Annotated in this window: 16 protein-coding genes, 2 tRNA genes, 1 other RNA gene and 1 pseudogene; 9 read left to right on the top strand and 11 right to left on the bottom strand. The window is 73.2% G+C overall.

Going from position 1 to position 15,624, the window contains the following annotated elements; genetic code table 11:
• From E4P40_RS20750 to E4P40_RS20770, 5 genes are all read right to left on the bottom strand, one after another.
• Positions 1 to 1,311 (bottom strand): ABC transporter substrate-binding protein (locus tag E4P40_RS20750; protein ID WP_245160472.1); only part of this gene is annotated, 1,311 nt, incomplete at its 3' end.
• A 95-nt stretch (positions 1,312 to 1,406) separates the two neighbouring features.
• Positions 1,407 to 2,576: a branched-chain amino acid ABC transporter permease gene (locus E4P40_RS20755; protein ID WP_135160375.1), complete on the bottom strand. Its 1,170-nt coding sequence runs from the start codon at positions 2,574 to 2,576 to the stop codon at positions 1,407 to 1,409.
• Positions 2,577 to 2,578: 2 nt separating this feature from the next.
• On the bottom strand, positions 2,579 to 3,463 hold the full coding sequence (locus E4P40_RS20760) for a branched-chain amino acid ABC transporter permease (RefSeq protein ID WP_135160376.1): 885 nt from the start codon (positions 3,461 to 3,463) through the stop codon (positions 2,579 to 2,581).
• Positions 3,464 to 3,493: 30 nt separating this feature from the next.
• Entirely contained in the window at positions 3,494 to 4,270 is a 777-nt protein-coding gene (locus E4P40_RS20765) for an ABC transporter ATP-binding protein (RefSeq protein WP_135160377.1), read from the bottom strand.
• Positions 4,263 to 5,063 carry an ABC transporter ATP-binding protein gene (locus E4P40_RS20770; RefSeq protein ID WP_135160378.1) on the bottom strand — a complete coding sequence of 267 codons (801 nt, stop codon included), beginning with the start codon at positions 5,061 to 5,063 and terminating at the stop codon, positions 4,263 to 4,265. Before E4P40_RS20770 ends, E4P40_RS20765 begins: the two co-directional genes overlap by 8 nt.
• A gap of 251 nt (positions 5,064 to 5,314) precedes the next feature.
• Between E4P40_RS20770 and E4P40_RS20775 the strand changes: the two genes are divergently transcribed.
• Positions 5,315 to 6,535, top strand: coding sequence for a helix-turn-helix domain-containing protein (locus tag E4P40_RS20775; RefSeq protein ID WP_135160379.1), 1,221 nt, complete (start codon positions 5,315 to 5,317; stop codon positions 6,533 to 6,535).
• Positions 6,536 to 6,539: 4 nt separating this feature from the next.
• Here the strand turns inward: E4P40_RS20775 and E4P40_RS20780 are convergent, their stop codons facing one another.
• Genes E4P40_RS20780 through E4P40_RS20790 form a run of 3 tightly spaced genes read right to left on the bottom strand, consistent with a single transcriptional unit; the run spans position 6,540 to position 8,161 of the window.
• On the bottom strand, positions 6,540 to 6,773 hold the full coding sequence (locus tag E4P40_RS20780; protein ID WP_135160380.1) for a DUF2630 family protein: 234 nt from the start codon (positions 6,771 to 6,773) through the stop codon (positions 6,540 to 6,542).
• Positions 6,774 to 6,818: 45 nt separating this feature from the next.
• Positions 6,819 to 7,736, bottom strand: a complete 918-nt coding sequence (locus tag E4P40_RS20785; RefSeq protein ID WP_135160381.1) for a prephenate dehydrogenase/arogenate dehydrogenase family protein — start codon at positions 7,734 to 7,736, stop codon at positions 6,819 to 6,821.
• Entirely contained in the window at positions 7,733 to 8,161 is a 429-nt protein-coding gene (locus tag E4P40_RS20790) for a hotdog fold thioesterase (protein WP_135160382.1), read from the bottom strand. Before E4P40_RS20790 ends, E4P40_RS20785 begins: the two co-directional genes overlap by 4 nt.
• A gap of 11 nt (positions 8,162 to 8,172) precedes the next feature.
• Between E4P40_RS20790 and E4P40_RS20795 the strand changes: the two genes are divergently transcribed.
• The 5 genes from E4P40_RS20795 to E4P40_RS20815 all read left to right on the top strand — a co-directional run bounded on the left by E4P40_RS20795 (position 8,173) and on the right by E4P40_RS20815 (position 10,624).
• On the top strand, positions 8,173 to 8,835 hold the full coding sequence (locus tag E4P40_RS20795; protein ID WP_135160383.1) for an O-methyltransferase: 663 nt from the start codon (positions 8,173 to 8,175) through the stop codon (positions 8,833 to 8,835).
• Positions 8,832 to 9,335: a tRNA adenosine deaminase-associated protein gene (locus E4P40_RS20800; protein ID WP_135160384.1), complete on the top strand. Its 504-nt coding sequence runs from the start codon at positions 8,832 to 8,834 to the stop codon at positions 9,333 to 9,335. The genes E4P40_RS20795 and E4P40_RS20800 overlap by 4 nt, the downstream gene beginning before the upstream one ends.
• Positions 9,332 to 9,979: an HAD-IA family hydrolase gene (locus E4P40_RS20805; RefSeq protein WP_135160385.1), complete on the top strand. Its 648-nt coding sequence runs from the start codon at positions 9,332 to 9,334 to the stop codon at positions 9,977 to 9,979. Before E4P40_RS20800 ends, E4P40_RS20805 begins: the two co-directional genes overlap by 4 nt.
• A 106-nt stretch (positions 9,980 to 10,085) precedes the next feature.
• Positions 10,086 to 10,526, top strand: coding sequence for a nucleoside deaminase (locus tag E4P40_RS20810; protein WP_209305443.1), 441 nt, complete (start codon positions 10,086 to 10,088; stop codon positions 10,524 to 10,526).
• Positions 10,527 to 10,536: 10 nt separating this feature from the next.
• A tRNA-Ser gene (locus E4P40_RS20815) sits at positions 10,537 to 10,624 on the top strand.
• A 64-nt stretch (positions 10,625 to 10,688) separates the two neighbouring features.
• Here E4P40_RS20815 and E4P40_RS20820 read toward each other — a convergent pair.
• Positions 10,689 to 12,398: a serine/threonine-protein kinase gene (locus E4P40_RS20820; protein WP_135160387.1), complete on the bottom strand. Its 1,710-nt coding sequence runs from the start codon at positions 12,396 to 12,398 to the stop codon at positions 10,689 to 10,691.
• A gap of 18 nt (positions 12,399 to 12,416) precedes the next feature.
• Positions 12,417 to 12,764, bottom strand: coding sequence for a hypothetical protein (locus tag E4P40_RS20825; RefSeq protein ID WP_135160388.1), 348 nt, complete (start codon positions 12,762 to 12,764; stop codon positions 12,417 to 12,419).
• A 191-nt stretch (positions 12,765 to 12,955) separates the two neighbouring features.
• Between E4P40_RS20825 and E4P40_RS20830 the strand changes: the two genes are divergently transcribed.
• A tRNA-Ser gene (locus tag E4P40_RS20830) sits at positions 12,956 to 13,040 on the top strand.
• 63 nt (positions 13,041 to 13,103) lie between these two features.
• Here the strand turns inward: E4P40_RS20830 and E4P40_RS20835 are convergent.
• Positions 13,104 to 13,958, bottom strand: a pseudogene (locus E4P40_RS20835) (EamA family transporter); the annotation flags it as partial.
• Between the two features lie 195 nt (positions 13,959 to 14,153).
• On the opposite strand from E4P40_RS20835, the gene ffs reads away from it, so the two are divergent.
• Both ffs and E4P40_RS20845 read left to right on the top strand, forming a co-directional pair.
• An RNA gene (ffs, locus tag E4P40_RS20840) (signal recognition particle sRNA small type) lies at positions 14,154 to 14,249 on the top strand.
• Between the two features lie 76 nt (positions 14,250 to 14,325).
• On the top strand, positions 14,326 to 15,624 hold a 1,299-nt coding region (locus E4P40_RS20845; protein WP_135160389.1), incomplete at its 3' end, for a DNA polymerase III subunit gamma and tau.

Consider the following 15,624-nt stretch of genomic DNA (forward strand, 5'->3'; position numbering starts at 1 on the left):
CGGCGGGGTGGACTCCTGGACGTCGGCCTCCTCGATGTCGGCATCCCCGAGGTCGGTCACCTGGAGCGGCGCGAGTTCCTCGCTGCCGGTGCCCACGATCTGGCTGATCGACATGCCGCTGATGCCCATGTGGCTGTCCTCGGAGTAGCGGAGCGGGGCGAACCACGGACCCTCGAAGTCGGCGCCGACGGCCTCGATCGCCTCGATGATGCCGTCACGCGTCGGGTTCTGACCGGCCGCCTGCAGCGCCGAGACCGTGAGGTAACCGAGGGTCATGCCGTACATCCGGTAGTTGCTGAACTCGCCCTCCTGACCGGACGCCTCCCAGATCTCGGAGAACGTCTGGACCCACGGGTTGTCCGTCTGGTCGACGGTCGGGATGTACTCGGTCGTGATGGCGCCTTCGAGCGAGCTGGCGTCAGTCACCGCGCCCTGGGAGACGCGGGCCAGGATCGCCCCGACCAGCGTCGGGTCCGATCCGATGTTCGCGTACACCCACTGGGGGTCGAAGCCGAGCTGCCGTGCGGTCAGCTGCGAGAGCGCGGTGTACGTGGGCGTCGCGAAGCCGATCACCAGGTCGGCGCCGGCGGCCTGCAGGGCGGCGATCTGCGGGCCCACGTTGGTGTTGCCCGACGTGTACCGCTGCACCTCGATGATCTGGTCGTCCAGCGACTGCCGGAGCCCGGACTCGCCGTCCTCGCCCAGGTCGTCGTCCTGCACGAAGAGGCCGATCTTCGCGTCCGGGAACTCCTCGGCGATGTACTGCCCGAGGATCTTCCCCTCGCTCTGGTAGTCGGTCTGCCAGGCGAAGGTGTACGGGTTGGTCTCCGGGTCCTCGCCCCACAGCACCGAACCGGAGGCGACGAAGAGGTCGGGCACACCCTCGCTGTTGAGGAAGTCCAGGACCGCGCTGTGCGTCGGCGTGCCGAGGCCACCGACGATGGCGAAGACCTCGTCCTCCAGGACGAGCTGGTTGACGACCTGGGTGGTGTTCGTCGGGTTGTAGGCGTCGTCGCGGAAGATCCACTCGATCTGCCGGTCGTTGACGCCGCCGTTCTCGTTCACGTGGTCGAAGTACGCCTGGATACCGGTGGGGATCTCGCTGTAGCCGGGGGACGCCGGACCGGTGAGCGGGAAGTGCCCGCCGAGCTTGATGCTGTCCTCGGTGATGCCGATGTCGGACGCCTCGTTCGCGCCGCCCTCACCGCCACCACCGCCGCCGCCGTCGTCGCTGCCGCCGCAGGCGGCGAGCATGGAGGCGACGGTGGCGGCGGCGATCGCGCTCGTGAAGCGTCGGGAGGATCTGGACAACTGTTCTCCTCTGGTGCGGCCCGGGCGTCGGTGCCCGGGAGTCTGGGTGGGGGGTGGGATGAGCGGCCGGGGGACCGGCGGGTCGGTCGTTCTCCTCACTCCCGGGCGGAGGCGCGGGATGCCGCCGCCCGCTTGGCACGGGCGGTCAGCCAGCGCATGCGGACGGTGCCGACGAAGCCGGCGGGGGCGAAGATCATCGCCACGATCAGGACGATGCCGTAGACGAAGGGAGCGAGCTGGGCTGCTTCGGTGTTGTCGAGCCCCATGTCGGCGCCCAGATCGGTCACGAAGGGCGGCAGGAAGACGAGCAGGGCCGACCCGAGCAGCGCGCCGAGCAGGCTGCCGAGGCCGCCGAGGACGATGGCGGTCAGCAGCGAGAGGGACAGGACCAGCGTGAATCCGCTGGGCGCCGCGAGCCGGACGACCAGGGCCAGCACGCCGCCGGCGAGGCCCGCCGCGGCGGCACTCACCACGAAGGCCAGCACCCGCCAGGCACCCAGGTTGATCCCGGCCAGCTCCGCGGCGACCTCCTGGTCGCGGACCGCACGCCACGTACGGCCGATGCGGCTGCGCACCAGATTGGCCAGCAGGAAGTACGTGATGATCAGGCAGATCGCACCGACGTAGGCCAGCCACTTGGTGCCGGTGGCCGAGTTGCCGGACACGGTGTCGATGAAGCTCTCGAAGCTCTCCGGGGCCCGGGGGGCCCGGACGCGCAGACCCTGGTCACCGCCCAGGGTGCCCTGGAAGTAGAGGGCCAGGCCCGGGAGCCCGACGGCGAGGGCCAGCGTCGCGCCGGCCAGGTACGGGCCGTGCAGGCGGGCCGCGGCGACCCCCACGAGGGCGCCGACGGCGGTGGCCGTCACCACCGACACGAGCAGGATCAACGGCAGCGGGAGCGGCTCGTCGGCCTGCAGGAACAGCGCCGTGGTGTACGCCCCCACGGCCATCAGCGCCCCGTGACCGAGCGAGATCTGCCCGTTGAGCCCGGTCAGGACTGTGAGGCCGCCGGCGGCGATGGCGTAGTAGGACAGCTGGGCGAGCTGCGAGTTGGTGAACGGGTCGGTGATCTCCAGCAGGACCACCGCACCGACCGCGCAGATCAGCACGATCACGAGGTGGCGCAGCAGGGTGGACTTCGGCAGGAACGACCGGCCGCCGCCGGCAGCCTGCGCCGAGGTGGCGTTCGCGGCCGCCGTGGCCTCGACGGGCGCCTCGCTGGTCGCCGCGCCGGCACCGGACGTGGGGGTCTGCGGGTCGCTCATCGTCATGCCCTCCGGGCCACGGTGCTGGAGAAGAGGCCGCCTGGTCGGACGAGGAGCACGACCATGAGGATCACCAGGGCCGCGATGTTCACCAGCGCGCTGCCCCGCTCGATGTAGCCGCTGACGTAGCTGAGCGCCAGGCCGAGCAGCAGACCGCCGACGATGGCGCCGATCGGCGAGTCCAGTCCGCCGAGGATCGCGGCGACGAACCCGAAGACGATCAGGCTGTCCATGTAGGCCGGGAAGATGAACTCGCCGCCGGCGATCAGCAGCCCGGACAACGAGCCGACCACGGCGGCCAGGGCCCAGCCGAGGGTGAGCATCCGGCCGACCCGGACGCCGAGCAGGCGGGCGACCTCCTGGCCGAACGCGGAGGCGCGCATCGCGAGCCCGACGCGGGTGAAGCGGAACAACGCGACGAGCAGTCCCATGACGATCAGCACCGAGCCGATGATGTAGACGCTGGTCGGGCTGAAGGCGATGCGCGTGTCGCCGAACTGGAACCCTTCCAGCGCGAACGGCGTGGGGAACGACTGGAAAGCGGAGCCGCCCACGATCGCGATGAGGGCCTGGATGGCAACGAACAGGCCCAGGGTCACGATCACGGCGTTGAGCTCCGGCCCGCCCTCGACCGGCCGGATGATGACCCGCTCGACGACGGCGCCGATCACGAAACCGGCGACCAGGGCGGCGATGAGCGCGAGCCAGTAGGAGTACCCCGCGTTGATGATGGCCAGGGCGATGAACGCGGTGGCCGCGGCCATCGAGCCCTGCGCGAAGTTGACGATCCGGGTGGACCGCCAGATCAGCACCAGGGCCAGGGCGAAGGCGGCGTAGATCATGCCCTCGACCAGGCCCGAGAGCGTGATGTTGATGAACTGCTGCACGGAGGTGCCTCCCTGGACTGTGCGGGGGGGTCAGAAGCCGAGGTAGGCGTGCCGGAGGCCCTCGTCGGCCATCAACGTCCGGGCGTCGTCGGTGACGACGACCTTCCCGAGGTTGAGGACGACGCCGACGTCGGCCACCGACAGGGCGCTGCGCGCGTTCTGCTCGACGAGCAGCACCGACAGGCCCTCGCGGTCGACCAGCTGCCGCAGCAGCCCGAAGATCTGCGCGACGATCCGCGGCGCAAGGCCGAGGGACGGCTCGTCGAGCAGCAGGATGCGCGGCTTGGCCAGCAGGGCCCGCCCGATGACGAGCATCTGCCGCTCGCCGCCGGACAGCGTGTGCGCCGGGTTGTCCTTGCGCTCGTAGATGCGCGGGAACGTCTCGTAGACCTTGTCGAACTCCTCCCGGCCGACCTTCCCGCGGAACAGCGACCCGACGCGCAGGTTCTCGTCGACGGTGAGCTCGGCGATGACGCCGCGACCTTCCGGCACGTGGGACATGCCCTTGCCGACCATCTCCTCGACGGCCGCGCGGGTGATGTCATCGCCGTCCAGTCGGACCGTTCCGGACACCGGGCGGACGAGACCGCTGATCGTGCGCAGCAGCGTCGTCTTGCCGGCGCCGTTCGCCCCGAGGACGGCGGTGATCCGGCCGGCCTCCGCGCTGAGCGAGACACCGTCGAGCGCGCGCACCGGCCCGTAGGCCGAGGTGAGGCCCTCCACCTCGAGGAGGGCGCGGCCGTTGCCGTTGCCGTGGGCGCGCGTGGAGCCCGCGGACACCGCGGTGCTGCCGTGGGCCTCAGCCATGGGTGCGTCCTCCGTCCGCCTGGGCCAGCTCGGCCGCGTCGGCCTCGACGTCGACGGCGTCGCCGAGGTAGGCCTCGGTGACCGCCTCGTTCGCCTGGACCTCGGCGGGCGTGCCGGCGGCGATCTGCTTGCCGGAGTCGAGGACGGTGATCTGGTCGCAGACCCGCATGACGAGGTCCATGTGGTGCTCGACCAGCAACACGCTCATCCGCGAGGACAGGGTCTGGATCAGGTCGCCGAGCTCGTTCATCTCGTCCTCGGACAGGCCGGAGGCCGGCTCGTCGAGGAGCAGGAGGTCGGGCTCGGCGACGAGGGCCCGGGCCAGCGCGACCCGCTTCTGCACGGGGTAGGGGAGGCTGCCCGGGTACCGGTCGGCGTAGGACTCCGCGCCCAGTTCCACCAGCGCGGCCTGCGCGCGCTCGCGCAGGAGCCGGTCGTCCTTGTCGGCCGTGGGCAGCGCCAGCAGCGCGGAGAAGAATCCCGCCTTGGCGTGCCGGTGGGCACCGACCATGACGTTCTCCAGGACGGTCAGGCCGGCGAACAGGCCGACCCCCTGGAGGGTGCGCGAGATGCCGAGATTGCTCAGCTGGCTGGGCCGGAGCCTGCGCAGCTCGCGGTCCCGCCACGTGATGCGGCCGGACGTCGGGCGGACGAGGCCGCACGCGACGTTGAACAGGGTGGTCTTCCCGGCACCGTTGGGGCCGATGAGGCCGTGGACCTGCCCGGGCTCGACAGTGACCGAGACGTTGTCGAGGGCGAGGACGCCGCCGAACGCGACGTTGATGCCGCTCATCTCGAGCCGGGCTGTGGGCGTTCTGTCCTGAGGTGGCCTGCCGGGTTCCGTCGGCGTCGCCAAGGGGCCCACTGCTCCTCTTCGTCGGGGAGGGTTCGACGCCTGGCCGGGTGCGCCGGTCGGCGGCGATTGGGTCACGAGTACGTCCTGATGAGCCTGCCTAGTCGTGGTGGTCGTCACAATGGGCGCACCGCACAGCGTCCGCAACTTCGTGTTGTGCTGTGAGCGGCGCGTCACGAGGAGGTGATCGAATGCAGCCGTTCCGAGCCGAGGTCAGAGCCCGCCTGGCCGAGCTGGCCCCGTTGCTGCTCGATCAGCTCGACGCCATGACCGACCGGATGATCGAGGTACTGCAGCGCACCGAGCCGGCCTACCGGCAGCTGCTGGCACGTGGCGAGGACGAGCTGCGCCGCTCCACGCGCGCCAACCTCGAGCGCGGCCTGGGCACCCTCATCGGCGCGGCCTCGGGGAACCGGGTCACGTCCCTGCGCGACGCCCGCGAGGTGGGACGGCGCCGCGCGGCGCAGGGCATCCCCCTGGAGGCCGTGCTGCGCGCCTACCGCCTCGGCGGTCAGATGACCTGGGAGGCACTCCTGCAGGTCGCGCGCACCGGCAGCCACGAGCACGACACCCTGCTGCTGGAGGTCGCCGGCTCGGTGTGGCGCACGAACGACGTCGAGTGCGCCGCGGTGGCGGAGGGCTACCGCGAGGAGCAGCGGCGGCTCGCCGGCGTGGACGAGGACGCGCGCCAGCAGGTCCTCGACGGACTCCTGGGCGGCCGGGGCGGCGACCCCGCCTACGTACGGGCGGCGTCGGAACTCCTCGCGGTCCCGCTCGACGGCCGGCTGGTGGTCGTGGTGGCGCTGCCGGACCCCGACGGCGCGCCGGTGCTCGACTCCCCGCACGCGGAGCTGCTCAAGCGGGGCGTGCGGTCGGTGTGGGGAACCCGGTCCGGCGCGCAGGTCGGGATCGTGGCGCTGGGGACGCAGTCCGGGTGCGACGTCGTGAGCTGGCTGCGGGCGTCGGCGGCGGGCCCGGTCGGCCTCTCGGCGGTCGTCGAGGGCGCGGCCGCGGTGGGGTCGGCCTACCGCCTGGCCGAGACCGCCGCGCGCACCCTGCCGGCCGGCACCCGGCGCGTGGTGAGCATCGACGAGCGGCTGCCCGAGGCGCTGCTCAGCAACTCACCTGAGATCAGCTCGCGGCTGGTGGGCCAGTCGCTCGGCGGGCTGCTCGAGCTGCCCGAGGACGAGCGCGAGATGTTGCTGGACACCCTCGCCGCGTTCCTGGCCTCCGACGGCTCGCCGACCCGTGCGGCCGACGAGCTGTACTGCCACCGCAACACGGTGATGCACCGGCTGCGGCGGATCGAGTCGGTCACCGGCCGCAAGGTGACCGACCCGCGCTCCCGCCTGCTGTGGCAGCTCGCCCTGCTCGGCACCGACGGCGGGCGGGCCGCCCAGCGCTCCGCCTAGCCTTCTACTGGAGGTAGCTCTCGACCGTCGACTCGGGGCGCGCCTCGGCCTCGTCGGGGTTCTCGTCGTACTGCCGCTTGGCCCGCCACTGGCGCAGCAGGTCCCAGCACTGGTCCAGGTGCACCTCGAGCTCCTTCATCCGGGCGCGCTGCTCGTCGGTGTGGTCGGTGCTCTCCCGGAGCTTGTGCTCCTCGTCGACCAGGTCGTGGATGCGGCTCATGATGTCCTTCTCGTCCATGCCGACACCCTGCCCCTCGGGGCCGACGCGAAACAGGGCGGCCCTTCATCCCTCCTGCGGGAGCCGGCCCTCGACGAAGGCGGCCAGCCGCCGCGTGACCACCCCACCGGCGCGGCCGAGCGCGAGGAGGGCGGCGCGGTCGAGCGGCGCCCGGACGCTCCGCTGAGCCGTGGGGCGCGTGGCCACCGCGTGGCCGGCAGTGACCAGCTCGGGCCACGGGCGGCCCAGCTGCGCCTGGACCCGCGCCAGCGCCTCGGCGGTCGGTGCCGCGTTGCCCTCGACCATCGCGGTGACGAATGCCGGCTCGCTGCCGGCGACCCGGGTGGCGTCTCGGAAGCTCCCGGCGGCCAGGGCGAGCGCGAGCGGTCCCGCCTCTCCGGCCGCCGCGGCGAGGGCGGCGGCGAGCAGGTGCGGGACGTGGCTGACCGCGGCGACCGCGTCGTCGTGCTCGGCGGCCGTCAGCGGGACGACCTCGGCACCGGCGTCGAGCGCGACCTCGGTCACCCGCAGCCACCGGGACAGGTCGGTGTCGGGCTCCAGGCACACCGCCCACCGCGCACCGTCGAAGAGGTCCGGGTCCACGGCCTCGTGCCCCGAGTGTTCGGTGCCGCACATCGGGTGGCCGCCGACGAAGCGGCTGCCGAACGCCGCCCCGACCGTCCCGAGCACCGGGCTCTTCACGGAGCCGACGTCGGTGACGGTCGCGTCCGGGTCGACGGTCAGGCCGTCCAGTGCGGTGGCCATGGCCGGTAGGGGGACGGCGAGGACCACGACGCCGGACAGGTCGCGCGTGATGCGCACGCCCCGCGCCGCAGCGGCCTCGCGAGCCTGCGGATCGGTGTCCCAGCCGGACACCGGACGGCCCGCCCTCACCAGCGCGGCGGCCAGCGACCCGCCGAGCTGACCCAGGCCGACGACGCCGACCGGCGGGGCGGGCATCGTCGGGACCGGGAACCCCGTCACGCGCGGTCCCACGGGCGGTCGGTGCGGAAGACCCGGGCGAGGGCGGTGGCGACCAGTCGGCCGTCCTGCGCCGTCGCATCGATCCGGTAGACGGCGGTGCGGTTGCTGCGGTGCACCTCCGTGCCCTCCGCGACGAGCACGTCGTCGGGACGCCCGGCCGCGAGGAACTCGGTGTGCACGTCCTGGGCGATCGCGAGCGTGCCGTGACTGTTGCTCACCGCCGCGTGGACGATGTCGAGCAGCGCCATCGTCGCCCCGCCGTGCGCCATCCCGAAGGCGTTGACCAGGGCCGGGGTCACCGTCATCGACGCCCGGGCGTAGCCGGGGCGCACCTGCTCCAGGGTGATGCCGAGGTGGACGGCGAGCGGGTCGGACGCCAGGTGGGCGAACAGGTCGACTGGGACGTCGTCGTGCGGGTCCGCCATGATCGGACCCTATGACCCCCCGGTCGTTCCTCCTCACACCGGAACTGGCGGACTACGTCCGCGCCGCCTCCGAACGGCCCGACGACGTCGCCGCCGACCTGCTCGCCGAGACAGCGGCGATGGCCGAGCGGGGCGAGGCCCCGGCCACGTTCCAGATCGCACCCGAGCAGGGCGCGTTCATGCAGTTGCTCGCCCGCGCGCTCGGCGCGCGGACGGCGATCGAGATCGGGACGTTCACCGGCTTCTCCGCGTTGTGCATCGCCCGGGGACTGCCCGACGACGGCTCGCTGATCTGCTTCGACCGCAGCGAGGAGTGGACGGCGGTCGCGCGGCGGTACTGGGACCGTGCGGGCCTGGGCGACCGGATCGAGCTGCGCCTGGGGGACGCCCTGCCCCTGCTGCGCGAGCTGCCCGCCGTCGAGACCTTCGACCTGGCATTCGTCGACGCGGACAAGACGGGCTACCCCGCCTACGTCGAGGAGCTGCACCCGCGGATGACGGCGAACGGCGTGGTGCTCCTCGACAACACGCTGCGCTCGGGCCGGGTGCTGGACCCGCAGAGCGACGACGACCGCGCCCTGGTGTCGCTGAACGCGGCCCTGGCCACCGACCCCCGCTGGGAGACCGTGCTGCTGCCCCTCGCCGACGGCCTGACCGTGCTGCGCAAGCGATGAGCGCTCCCGAGGGCCCGGAGCGGACGAGCTTCGCCGTGCGGGTGAGCCGGCCGTCGTCCGGGTGGCGGGTCGAGCTGCTCGCCGACGACGCCGGCGACGAGCTGCCGGTGCTGGAGCGGGCGCTGGGGGAGGTGGGCGCCGACGGCTGGCCGCCGCCGTTCGTGCTGGTCGTCGACTCGCGGCTGTACTTCGTCGTCCTCCGGCACGGGCCCGGCGGCATGGTGCGGGCGCTGATCTCCGACGCGACGATGCTCGAGTGGGTGCTGGCCGCCGAGGTGGTCGAGCGCTACGGCATCGGCGTGGACACCGAGGGCGCGTTCGACGACGACGAGGCCGGCTGGCCGGGCGGCGACCTCGACGTCTTCGCCGACGACGGCCTGCCGCACGAGGAGCTGAGGGCGATCGTGACCGCCGACGACCTGTGGGCCGACGAGATGGTGCACCGGATCGCTGCGCGGCTGGGCTTCGCCGACGAGCTGGCCGCGGCGGTCGGCGCGTGACGGTCTCGGCCGTCGTGTTCGACCTCGGCGGGGTGCTGACGGAGAGCCCGATGCACGCCTTCGCCGCCTACGAGGCCGAGGCGGGTCTGCCCGACGGGCTGATCCGGCGGCTCAACTCGACCGATCCGGACGCCAATGCCTGGGCGCGGTTCGAGCGCAACGAGCTCGACGTCGCCGGGTTCTCCGCGGCATTCGAGGCCGAGGCGCGCGCGGCGGGGCACGAACTGGACGCCGCCCGCGTGCTGGCCGCGCTCCGTGGGGAGCTGCGGCCGGAGATGGTGCGGGCGGTCCGCCGGCTCAAGGAGGCCGGCCTGCCGCTGGCACTGCTGTCGAACAACGTGGCGCCGATGGAGCGGGCCGGGGAGCTGGGGGAGCTGCTCGCGCTGTTCGACGCCGTCGTGGAGTCCTCGCTGGAAGGCGTGCGCAAGCCGGAGCCGGAGATCTACCGCCGGGCTCTCGACCGGCTCTCCGAGGCGGTCGGACGGCGGATCGCGGCGGGCGACTGCGCCTACCTCGACGACCTCGGCATCAACCTGAAGCCCGCACGGGCACTGGGCTTCTCGACGGTCAAGGTGGTCGACCCCGCTGCCGCGCTGGCGGAGCTGTCGGAGCTCGTCGGCTTCCCGCTGGACGGACCCGCGTGAGGGACGGTCACCGTTCCTCCGGACGGTCGAGCCCTGCTCACACCCGCGGAGCAGAGCTCGACCGTGCGCAGGGGTACCCCCGGTGACCCTCGACGTCGATGCCGCGATGGGGCGGGCACTCGAGCTGGCGGCCGCGGCGCAGGAGTGGGGCGACACCCCGATCGGCGCCGTCGTCCTCGGGCCGGACGGGACGGTCCTCGCCGAGGCCGCGAACGAGCGGGAGAAGCGTGGCGACCCGACCGCGCACGCGGAGGTGCTCGCCCTGCGCGAGGCCGCGCGGGTGCACGGCGACGGGTGGCGGCTGACCGGCGCGACGCTGGTGGTCACGCTGGAGCCGTGCACGATGTGCGCCGGCGCGAGCGTGCTCGCCCGGGTGGCGCGGGTGGTCTACGGCGCCGACGACCCGAAGGCCGGGGCGGCCGGCTCCCTGTGGGACGTCGTCCGCGACCGGCGGCTCAACCACCGTCCCGAGGTCACCGCGGGGGTGCGGGCCGAGGAGTCCGCCACGCTGCTACGCGCGTTCTTCCGCGCTCAGCGGGGCCTGTAGTCTCTCCGGCGGTGGCGTGTCCGAGCGGCCGAAGGAGCACGCCTCGAAAGCGTGTGAGGTGCAAGCCTCCGTGGGTTCAAATCCCACCGCCACCGCCAGCAGGAACGACGGCGGCGTCCGCACGGGTCCAGACCCGGGGGCGCCGCCGTTCGCGTTCCGGATTCACGCCGGGTCGTCGCTGTCGAGCAGCAGCCTGCCGTCGTCCCCTCGGACGAACGTGATCCGGTGGCGTTCGGTCTCGCTGGAGCCGTCGGGCCGGTTGTAGGTGATGGAGACGAGCGCGGTCGTGTCGTCCTGCGCCTCGACGTCGCTGATCTGCACGCTGGAGAACTGGCTCCAGAAGAACGCGAACCGCTCCTCGTAGGGGAATTCGGCCTGGAACCCCGGGCTGGTCAGCTGGTAGGCCGCCGGCAGATCACCCGGGACGTCGGCGAAGAAGTTCGTCACTGCCTGGGCCGGGTCGCCGGCAGCCGCAGGCTCCGTCGCGGTCGACGTCGTCGACTCCGCGGTGGACGGCGACGACTGCTCCGCGGTGGTCTGCTCCGCATCGTCCGTCGGCGCCGCGCTCGTGGTCGTGGTCGTGGCGCCCGCGGAGTCGGACGGATCGGACCCGTCGCCGTCGAGGGCGACTGCCCAGAAGACGATGAGACCCGCGAGCACCAGTGCGACGAGCCCGGCGAGGACCCAGAGCGCCCGGCCGCGGCGCCGTCCCGGTTCGCGCGGCGGGCGGACGTCGGTGCGCTCCGGCGCGACGGCGGCGGCCGCGGGGGGAGCGACGGCAGCTTGTGGAGCGACGGCGGCCGGGGCGGCCTGGACCGGGCCGCCGGCGGGCGGGTCGGCGGTCTCTCGTTCCCGGGTGTCCGTCCGCGTCGGCGGTGGGTTCAGCGAGGTCGGCGGTGGTGGGACCGGGGTCGCCGCGGAGTTGGCTGACGCGCCGTCCGCGGGGAAGGCCGCCGTCCGGTTGCGGCCCGGGGTGTTCGACCCGAGATCGGTGCGGGCCAGCAGGACCGTGGTCGTGTCGCCGTTGCGGCCGGCCGCCAGCTTGGCCAGCTCGTCCCGGACCTCGGTCATCTCGGGCCGGTCGGCCGGAGTCGCGGCGAGCATGCGGATGAGCGGCTTGGTCAGCGAACCGGCCCTGCGCGGGGGGATGATCTGCCCGCCGGCCACCTTGTGCAGCATGGCGAGGGCGTTGTCCTCCATGCCGAAGGGCGGGTGCCCCTCGATGCACGTGTAGAGGGTGGCGCCCAGCGAGAAGACGTCGCTGGCCTCGGTCATCGCGTGTCCCTGCGCCACCTCGGGCGCCAGGAACGCCGGGGTCCCGGTGATCTGGCCGGTCTGGGTGAGAGTCACGTCGCCGCTGGCGTGCGAGATGCCGAAGTCGGTGATCTTGACCAGGCCCTCGACCCGGCCGCCCTCGCCGATCAGGATGTTCGCCGGCTTCACGTCGCGGTGCACGATCCCCGCGGCGTGGGTGGCGGCCAGCGCGTCGGCGACCTGGGCGCCGATCTGCGCCGCCTGGTCCACCCGCAGGACGCCGTCCTCGCTGAGCACGGCCGCGAGGCTGCGCGAGGGCAGGTACTCCATGACCAGCCACGGCTGGTCGGCCTCGAGCGCGACGTCGTAGACGCTGATCGCGTGCGGGTGGCTCAGCCGCGCGGCGATCCGCCCCTCGCGCAGGGCGCGCCCGCGCTGCTGCTCGGCCTCTGCGGCGCTCACCCCCGCTGCGGTCAGGACCTGCTTGACGGCGACCTGGCGGCCGAGCAGCTCGTCGCGGGCCAGCCAGACCGTGCCCATCCCGCCTCCGCCGAGCTGCGACTTCAGCCGGTACCGGCCGGCGACGAGTCGGCCGGGAGTGGTGACGGGGCGGGTCATCTGGTCATCGGCGGCGGATCAGACTCCGGACGGGACCCCGAAGCGGCGCACGTACTCCTCCTGGGCGCCGGCCGGAAGGGCGTCGTAGAGGCCGGCCAGCTCGTCGTGCACCGACGGGTCGAGGTCGTCGAAGATCTGCTTCCAGCTGGGCGCCTCGTCGTAGCTGCGGGTGAGCAGCAGCTCCCAGGCCTGCGACTGGCGGTCGCGCTTGCCGCGCTCGGCCAGGAAGTCCGAGAGGTAGGCGTCCTTCGCCGCGGCCTTCTCGGCCGCCGTCGCCCCTGGAGGCAGCTCCGAGGGGTCGCCCCCCTTGAGGACGCCGACGATGGCCTCGACCACTTCGGGTCGCACCTCGCTCAGCTCGCTCATGTCCTGCCTCCTCTCACGTGAACCCCAGCGGGGGCCCTTCCCTGACGACCGATTCCTCAACCGCCCGCCTGCAGGATGCCGCACCCGCGCCACCGCGTCGCCCCCGGTGGTGTGGGCAACGACACGTCGACCGGGCGCCTCCCACCGCGACGCCCGGTCGCCGAGGGCGCCCGGTACGATCGCCGTGCACTGGAGGATTCGCCTAGTGGCCTATGGCGCTCGCTTGGAAAGCGGGTTGGGATAAAACCCTCGGGAGTTCGAATCTCCCATCCTCCGCAGGTAGAGCCCCGCGACGGCGGCGAGCACGAGCAGTCCCCCGGCCAGGGCGCCGGGGGACAGCCGCTCGCCCAGGAACGCCGTCGCCAGCGCGGTCGCGGTCAACGGCTCGAGCAGCGTGACGATCGACGCCACTGCCCCCGGCACGGTCCGCAGGCCGGTGAAGAACATGGCGTACGCGAGCGCGCTCGGCACCACGCCCAGGTAGAGCAGCACCGTCAGCGCGGTGGGTTCCGAGGTGAACCGGAGCCCGGTGACCAGCGCGATCGGGGTGAGCAGCAGCGCCCCGCCGGCGAACCCGACCAGCGTGACCGGCACACCGGCCGGCACGCCCGTGCCGGCCAGCGTCACGACGGCGTAGCCGAGGGCCGAGCCGACCGCCATGAGGGCGCCCAGGATCACCGTCGTCCCCGTGTCGGCGCCGGCGGAGATGCCGACGAGCAGGACGAGACCGGTCAGCGCGACGACCAGCGCGACGAGGGTCGCCCGGTCCGGCCGGCCGTGCCCCAGGAGGGCGGCCCCCACGGCGATGAGCAGCGGCGCCAGCCCGAGGGCGACCAGCGTCGCGATGCTCACGCCCGCGGTGGCGACGGCGGCGAAGTAGGCGAACTGGTAGGCCGCCAGGCCCGCCCCGACGAGGGCCAGACGGACGGCGGTGCCGCGGGCCGGCGTGGTCGTCGTCCCGGCCCGGCGGCGCCGGGTCAGGACGTGGCCGATCAGCAGGACGACGGCCCCGACGGCCATGCGGTGCCAGGCGATGTCCAGCGGGCCGAGGTCGGTGCGGTCGGCCACGATGCGGCCGCTCACGCCGGAGGTGCCCCAGCAGAGGGCGGCGAGGACGACGAGCAGGAAGCCGCGGCGCGACGCCGCGGTGGAGGAGACGCCGTGGGTGTGCACGGCGGTGGTCGGGGTGGACATGACGCTCCAGTGACGGATTCCGGGAAGGGACGCGGATTCCGGAGCGCGGCACGACGGCGCGGCAGGCGTCAGGGCCTGCGGCGGTGCGGGCGCCCGCTGCGCTCCGGGTCAGGAGCGGGGCGGGCTCTTCACCATGGCCGGGGAGCGTACCGGGAGGCGTGGTCGATGCGCGTTCCGATTCCTCTACAGTGGACGTCAGACCCCTCGCGTGGCGTCATCCTGTGAACCTCCCCAGGGCCGGAAGGCAGCAAGGATAAGCGGGCTCTGGCGGGTGCGCGGGGGGTCCTTTCCGCCCCCGCGGCCGGTCCGCACGTGCCCGTCGGTTGCGTCCGTCTCCCGTGTCATTGCTCCCGCGTAACCTCCTGCCGTGGCTCTCGCGCTCTACCGCAAGTACCGTCCGGCGACCTTCGCCGAGGTGGTCGGGCAGGAGCACGTCACCGCCCCGCTGATGAACGCGGTGGACGGCGGCCGGATCAACCACGCCTACCTCTTCAGCGGCCCGCGGGGCTGCGGGAAGACGTCGTCGGCGCGGATCCTGGCCCGTTCGCTGAACTGCGAGCAGGGGCCGACGTCCACGCCGTGCGGTGTCTGCGGGTCCTGCGTCGCGCTGCGGCCGGACGGCCCCGGCTCCCTCGACGTCATCGAGATCGACGCGGCCAGCCACGGCGGTGTGGACGACGCCCGTGACCTGCGCGAGCGGGCGTTCCAGGCGCCCATGGGCAGCCGCTACAAGATCTACATCGTCGACGAGGCGCACATGGTCACCACGCAGGGCTTCAACGCCCTGCTCAAGGTGGTCGAGGAGCCGCCGGAGTTCGTCGTCTTCGTGTTCGCCACGACCGAGCCGGACAAGGTCCTTTCCACCATCCGCTCGCGCACGCACCACTACCCGTTCCGGCTGGTGCCCCCGACCACCCTGCGCGGTCTGCTCGAGAAGACCTGCGAGTCCGAGGGCGTGCAGGTCGAGCCGACGGTCTTCCCCCTGGTCGTCCGGGCCGGCGGCGGTTCGGTGCGCGACTCGCTGTCGATCCTCGACCAGCTGCTGGCCGGTGCCGGACCGGAGGGCGTCACCTACGCCGGTGCGGTCGGCCTCCTCGGCGTCACCGACGACGCGCTGCTCGACGAGACGATCGACGCCCTCGCCGCGCACGACGCCCCCGCCGTCTTCCGCGCGGTCGACCGCGTCGTCGAGGCCGGCCACGACCCGCGCCGCTTCGCCACCGACCTGCTCGACCGGCTGCGCGACCTGATCGTGCTCGACGCCGTGCCGAACGCCGGCGGGAACGGGCTGCTGGACTGCCCGCCCGACCGGCTCGACCTGATGAGCCAGCAGGCCCGCGCGCTGGGCTCGGCCACCCTGTCGCGGATGGCCGACACCGTGCACGAGGGCCTGACCGAGATGCGCGGGACGACGGCGCCGCGGCTGCTCCTCGAGCTCGTCTGCGCGCGCATGCTGCTCCCGGAGACCGACGGGTCCGCCGCCGCGACCCTCCAGCGGCTCGAGCGGCTCGAACGCCGCCTGTCGATCGCGGGTGAGCACGCCGGCCGGCCGGTCGCCGAGGCGCCCGTCCGCGAGGCGCCGGTTCGCGAGGCCGCCCCGTCGCCCGCACCCGCGCAGGCACCGGTGGCTCCGGCCCGGCCCGAGGTCGAGTCCTCCGGCGAGATC

The sequence above is a fragment of the Blastococcus sp. CT_GayMR20 genome (assembly GCF_004570345.1).

Excerpts from the sequence above, each read along its gene's own strand:
- E4P40_RS20755 (WP_135160375.1), bottom strand. The coding sequence starts at position 2,576 with ATGAGCGACCCGCAGACCCCCACGTCCGGTGCCGGCGCGGCGACCAGC.
- E4P40_RS20765 (WP_135160377.1), bottom strand. The coding sequence starts at position 4,270 with ATGGCTGAGGCCCACGGCAGCACCGCGGTGTCCGCGGGCTCCACGCGC.
- E4P40_RS20770 (WP_135160378.1), bottom strand. The coding sequence starts at position 5,063 with ATGAGCGGCATCAACGTCGCGTTCGGCGGCGTCCTCGCCCTCGACAAC.
- E4P40_RS20775 (WP_135160379.1), top strand. The coding sequence starts at position 5,315 with ATGCAGCCGTTCCGAGCCGAGGTCAGAGCCCGCCTGGCCGAGCTGGCC.
- E4P40_RS20780 (WP_135160380.1), bottom strand. The coding sequence starts at position 6,773 with ATGGACGAGAAGGACATCATGAGCCGCATCCACGACCTGGTCGACGAG.
- E4P40_RS20790 (WP_135160382.1), bottom strand. The coding sequence starts at position 8,161 with ATGGCGGACCCGCACGACGACGTCCCAGTCGACCTGTTCGCCCACCTG.
- E4P40_RS20795 (WP_135160383.1), top strand. The coding sequence starts at position 8,173 with ATGACCCCCCGGTCGTTCCTCCTCACACCGGAACTGGCGGACTACGTC.
- E4P40_RS20800 (WP_135160384.1), top strand. The coding sequence starts at position 8,832 with ATGAGCGCTCCCGAGGGCCCGGAGCGGACGAGCTTCGCCGTGCGGGTG.
- E4P40_RS20810 (WP_209305443.1), top strand. The coding sequence starts at position 10,086 with ATGGGGCGGGCACTCGAGCTGGCGGCCGCGGCGCAGGAGTGGGGCGAC.
- E4P40_RS20820 (WP_135160387.1), bottom strand. The coding sequence starts at position 12,398 with ATGACCCGCCCCGTCACCACTCCCGGCCGACTCGTCGCCGGCCGGTAC.
- E4P40_RS20825 (WP_135160388.1), bottom strand. The coding sequence starts at position 12,764 with ATGAGCGAGCTGAGCGAGGTGCGACCCGAAGTGGTCGAGGCCATCGTC.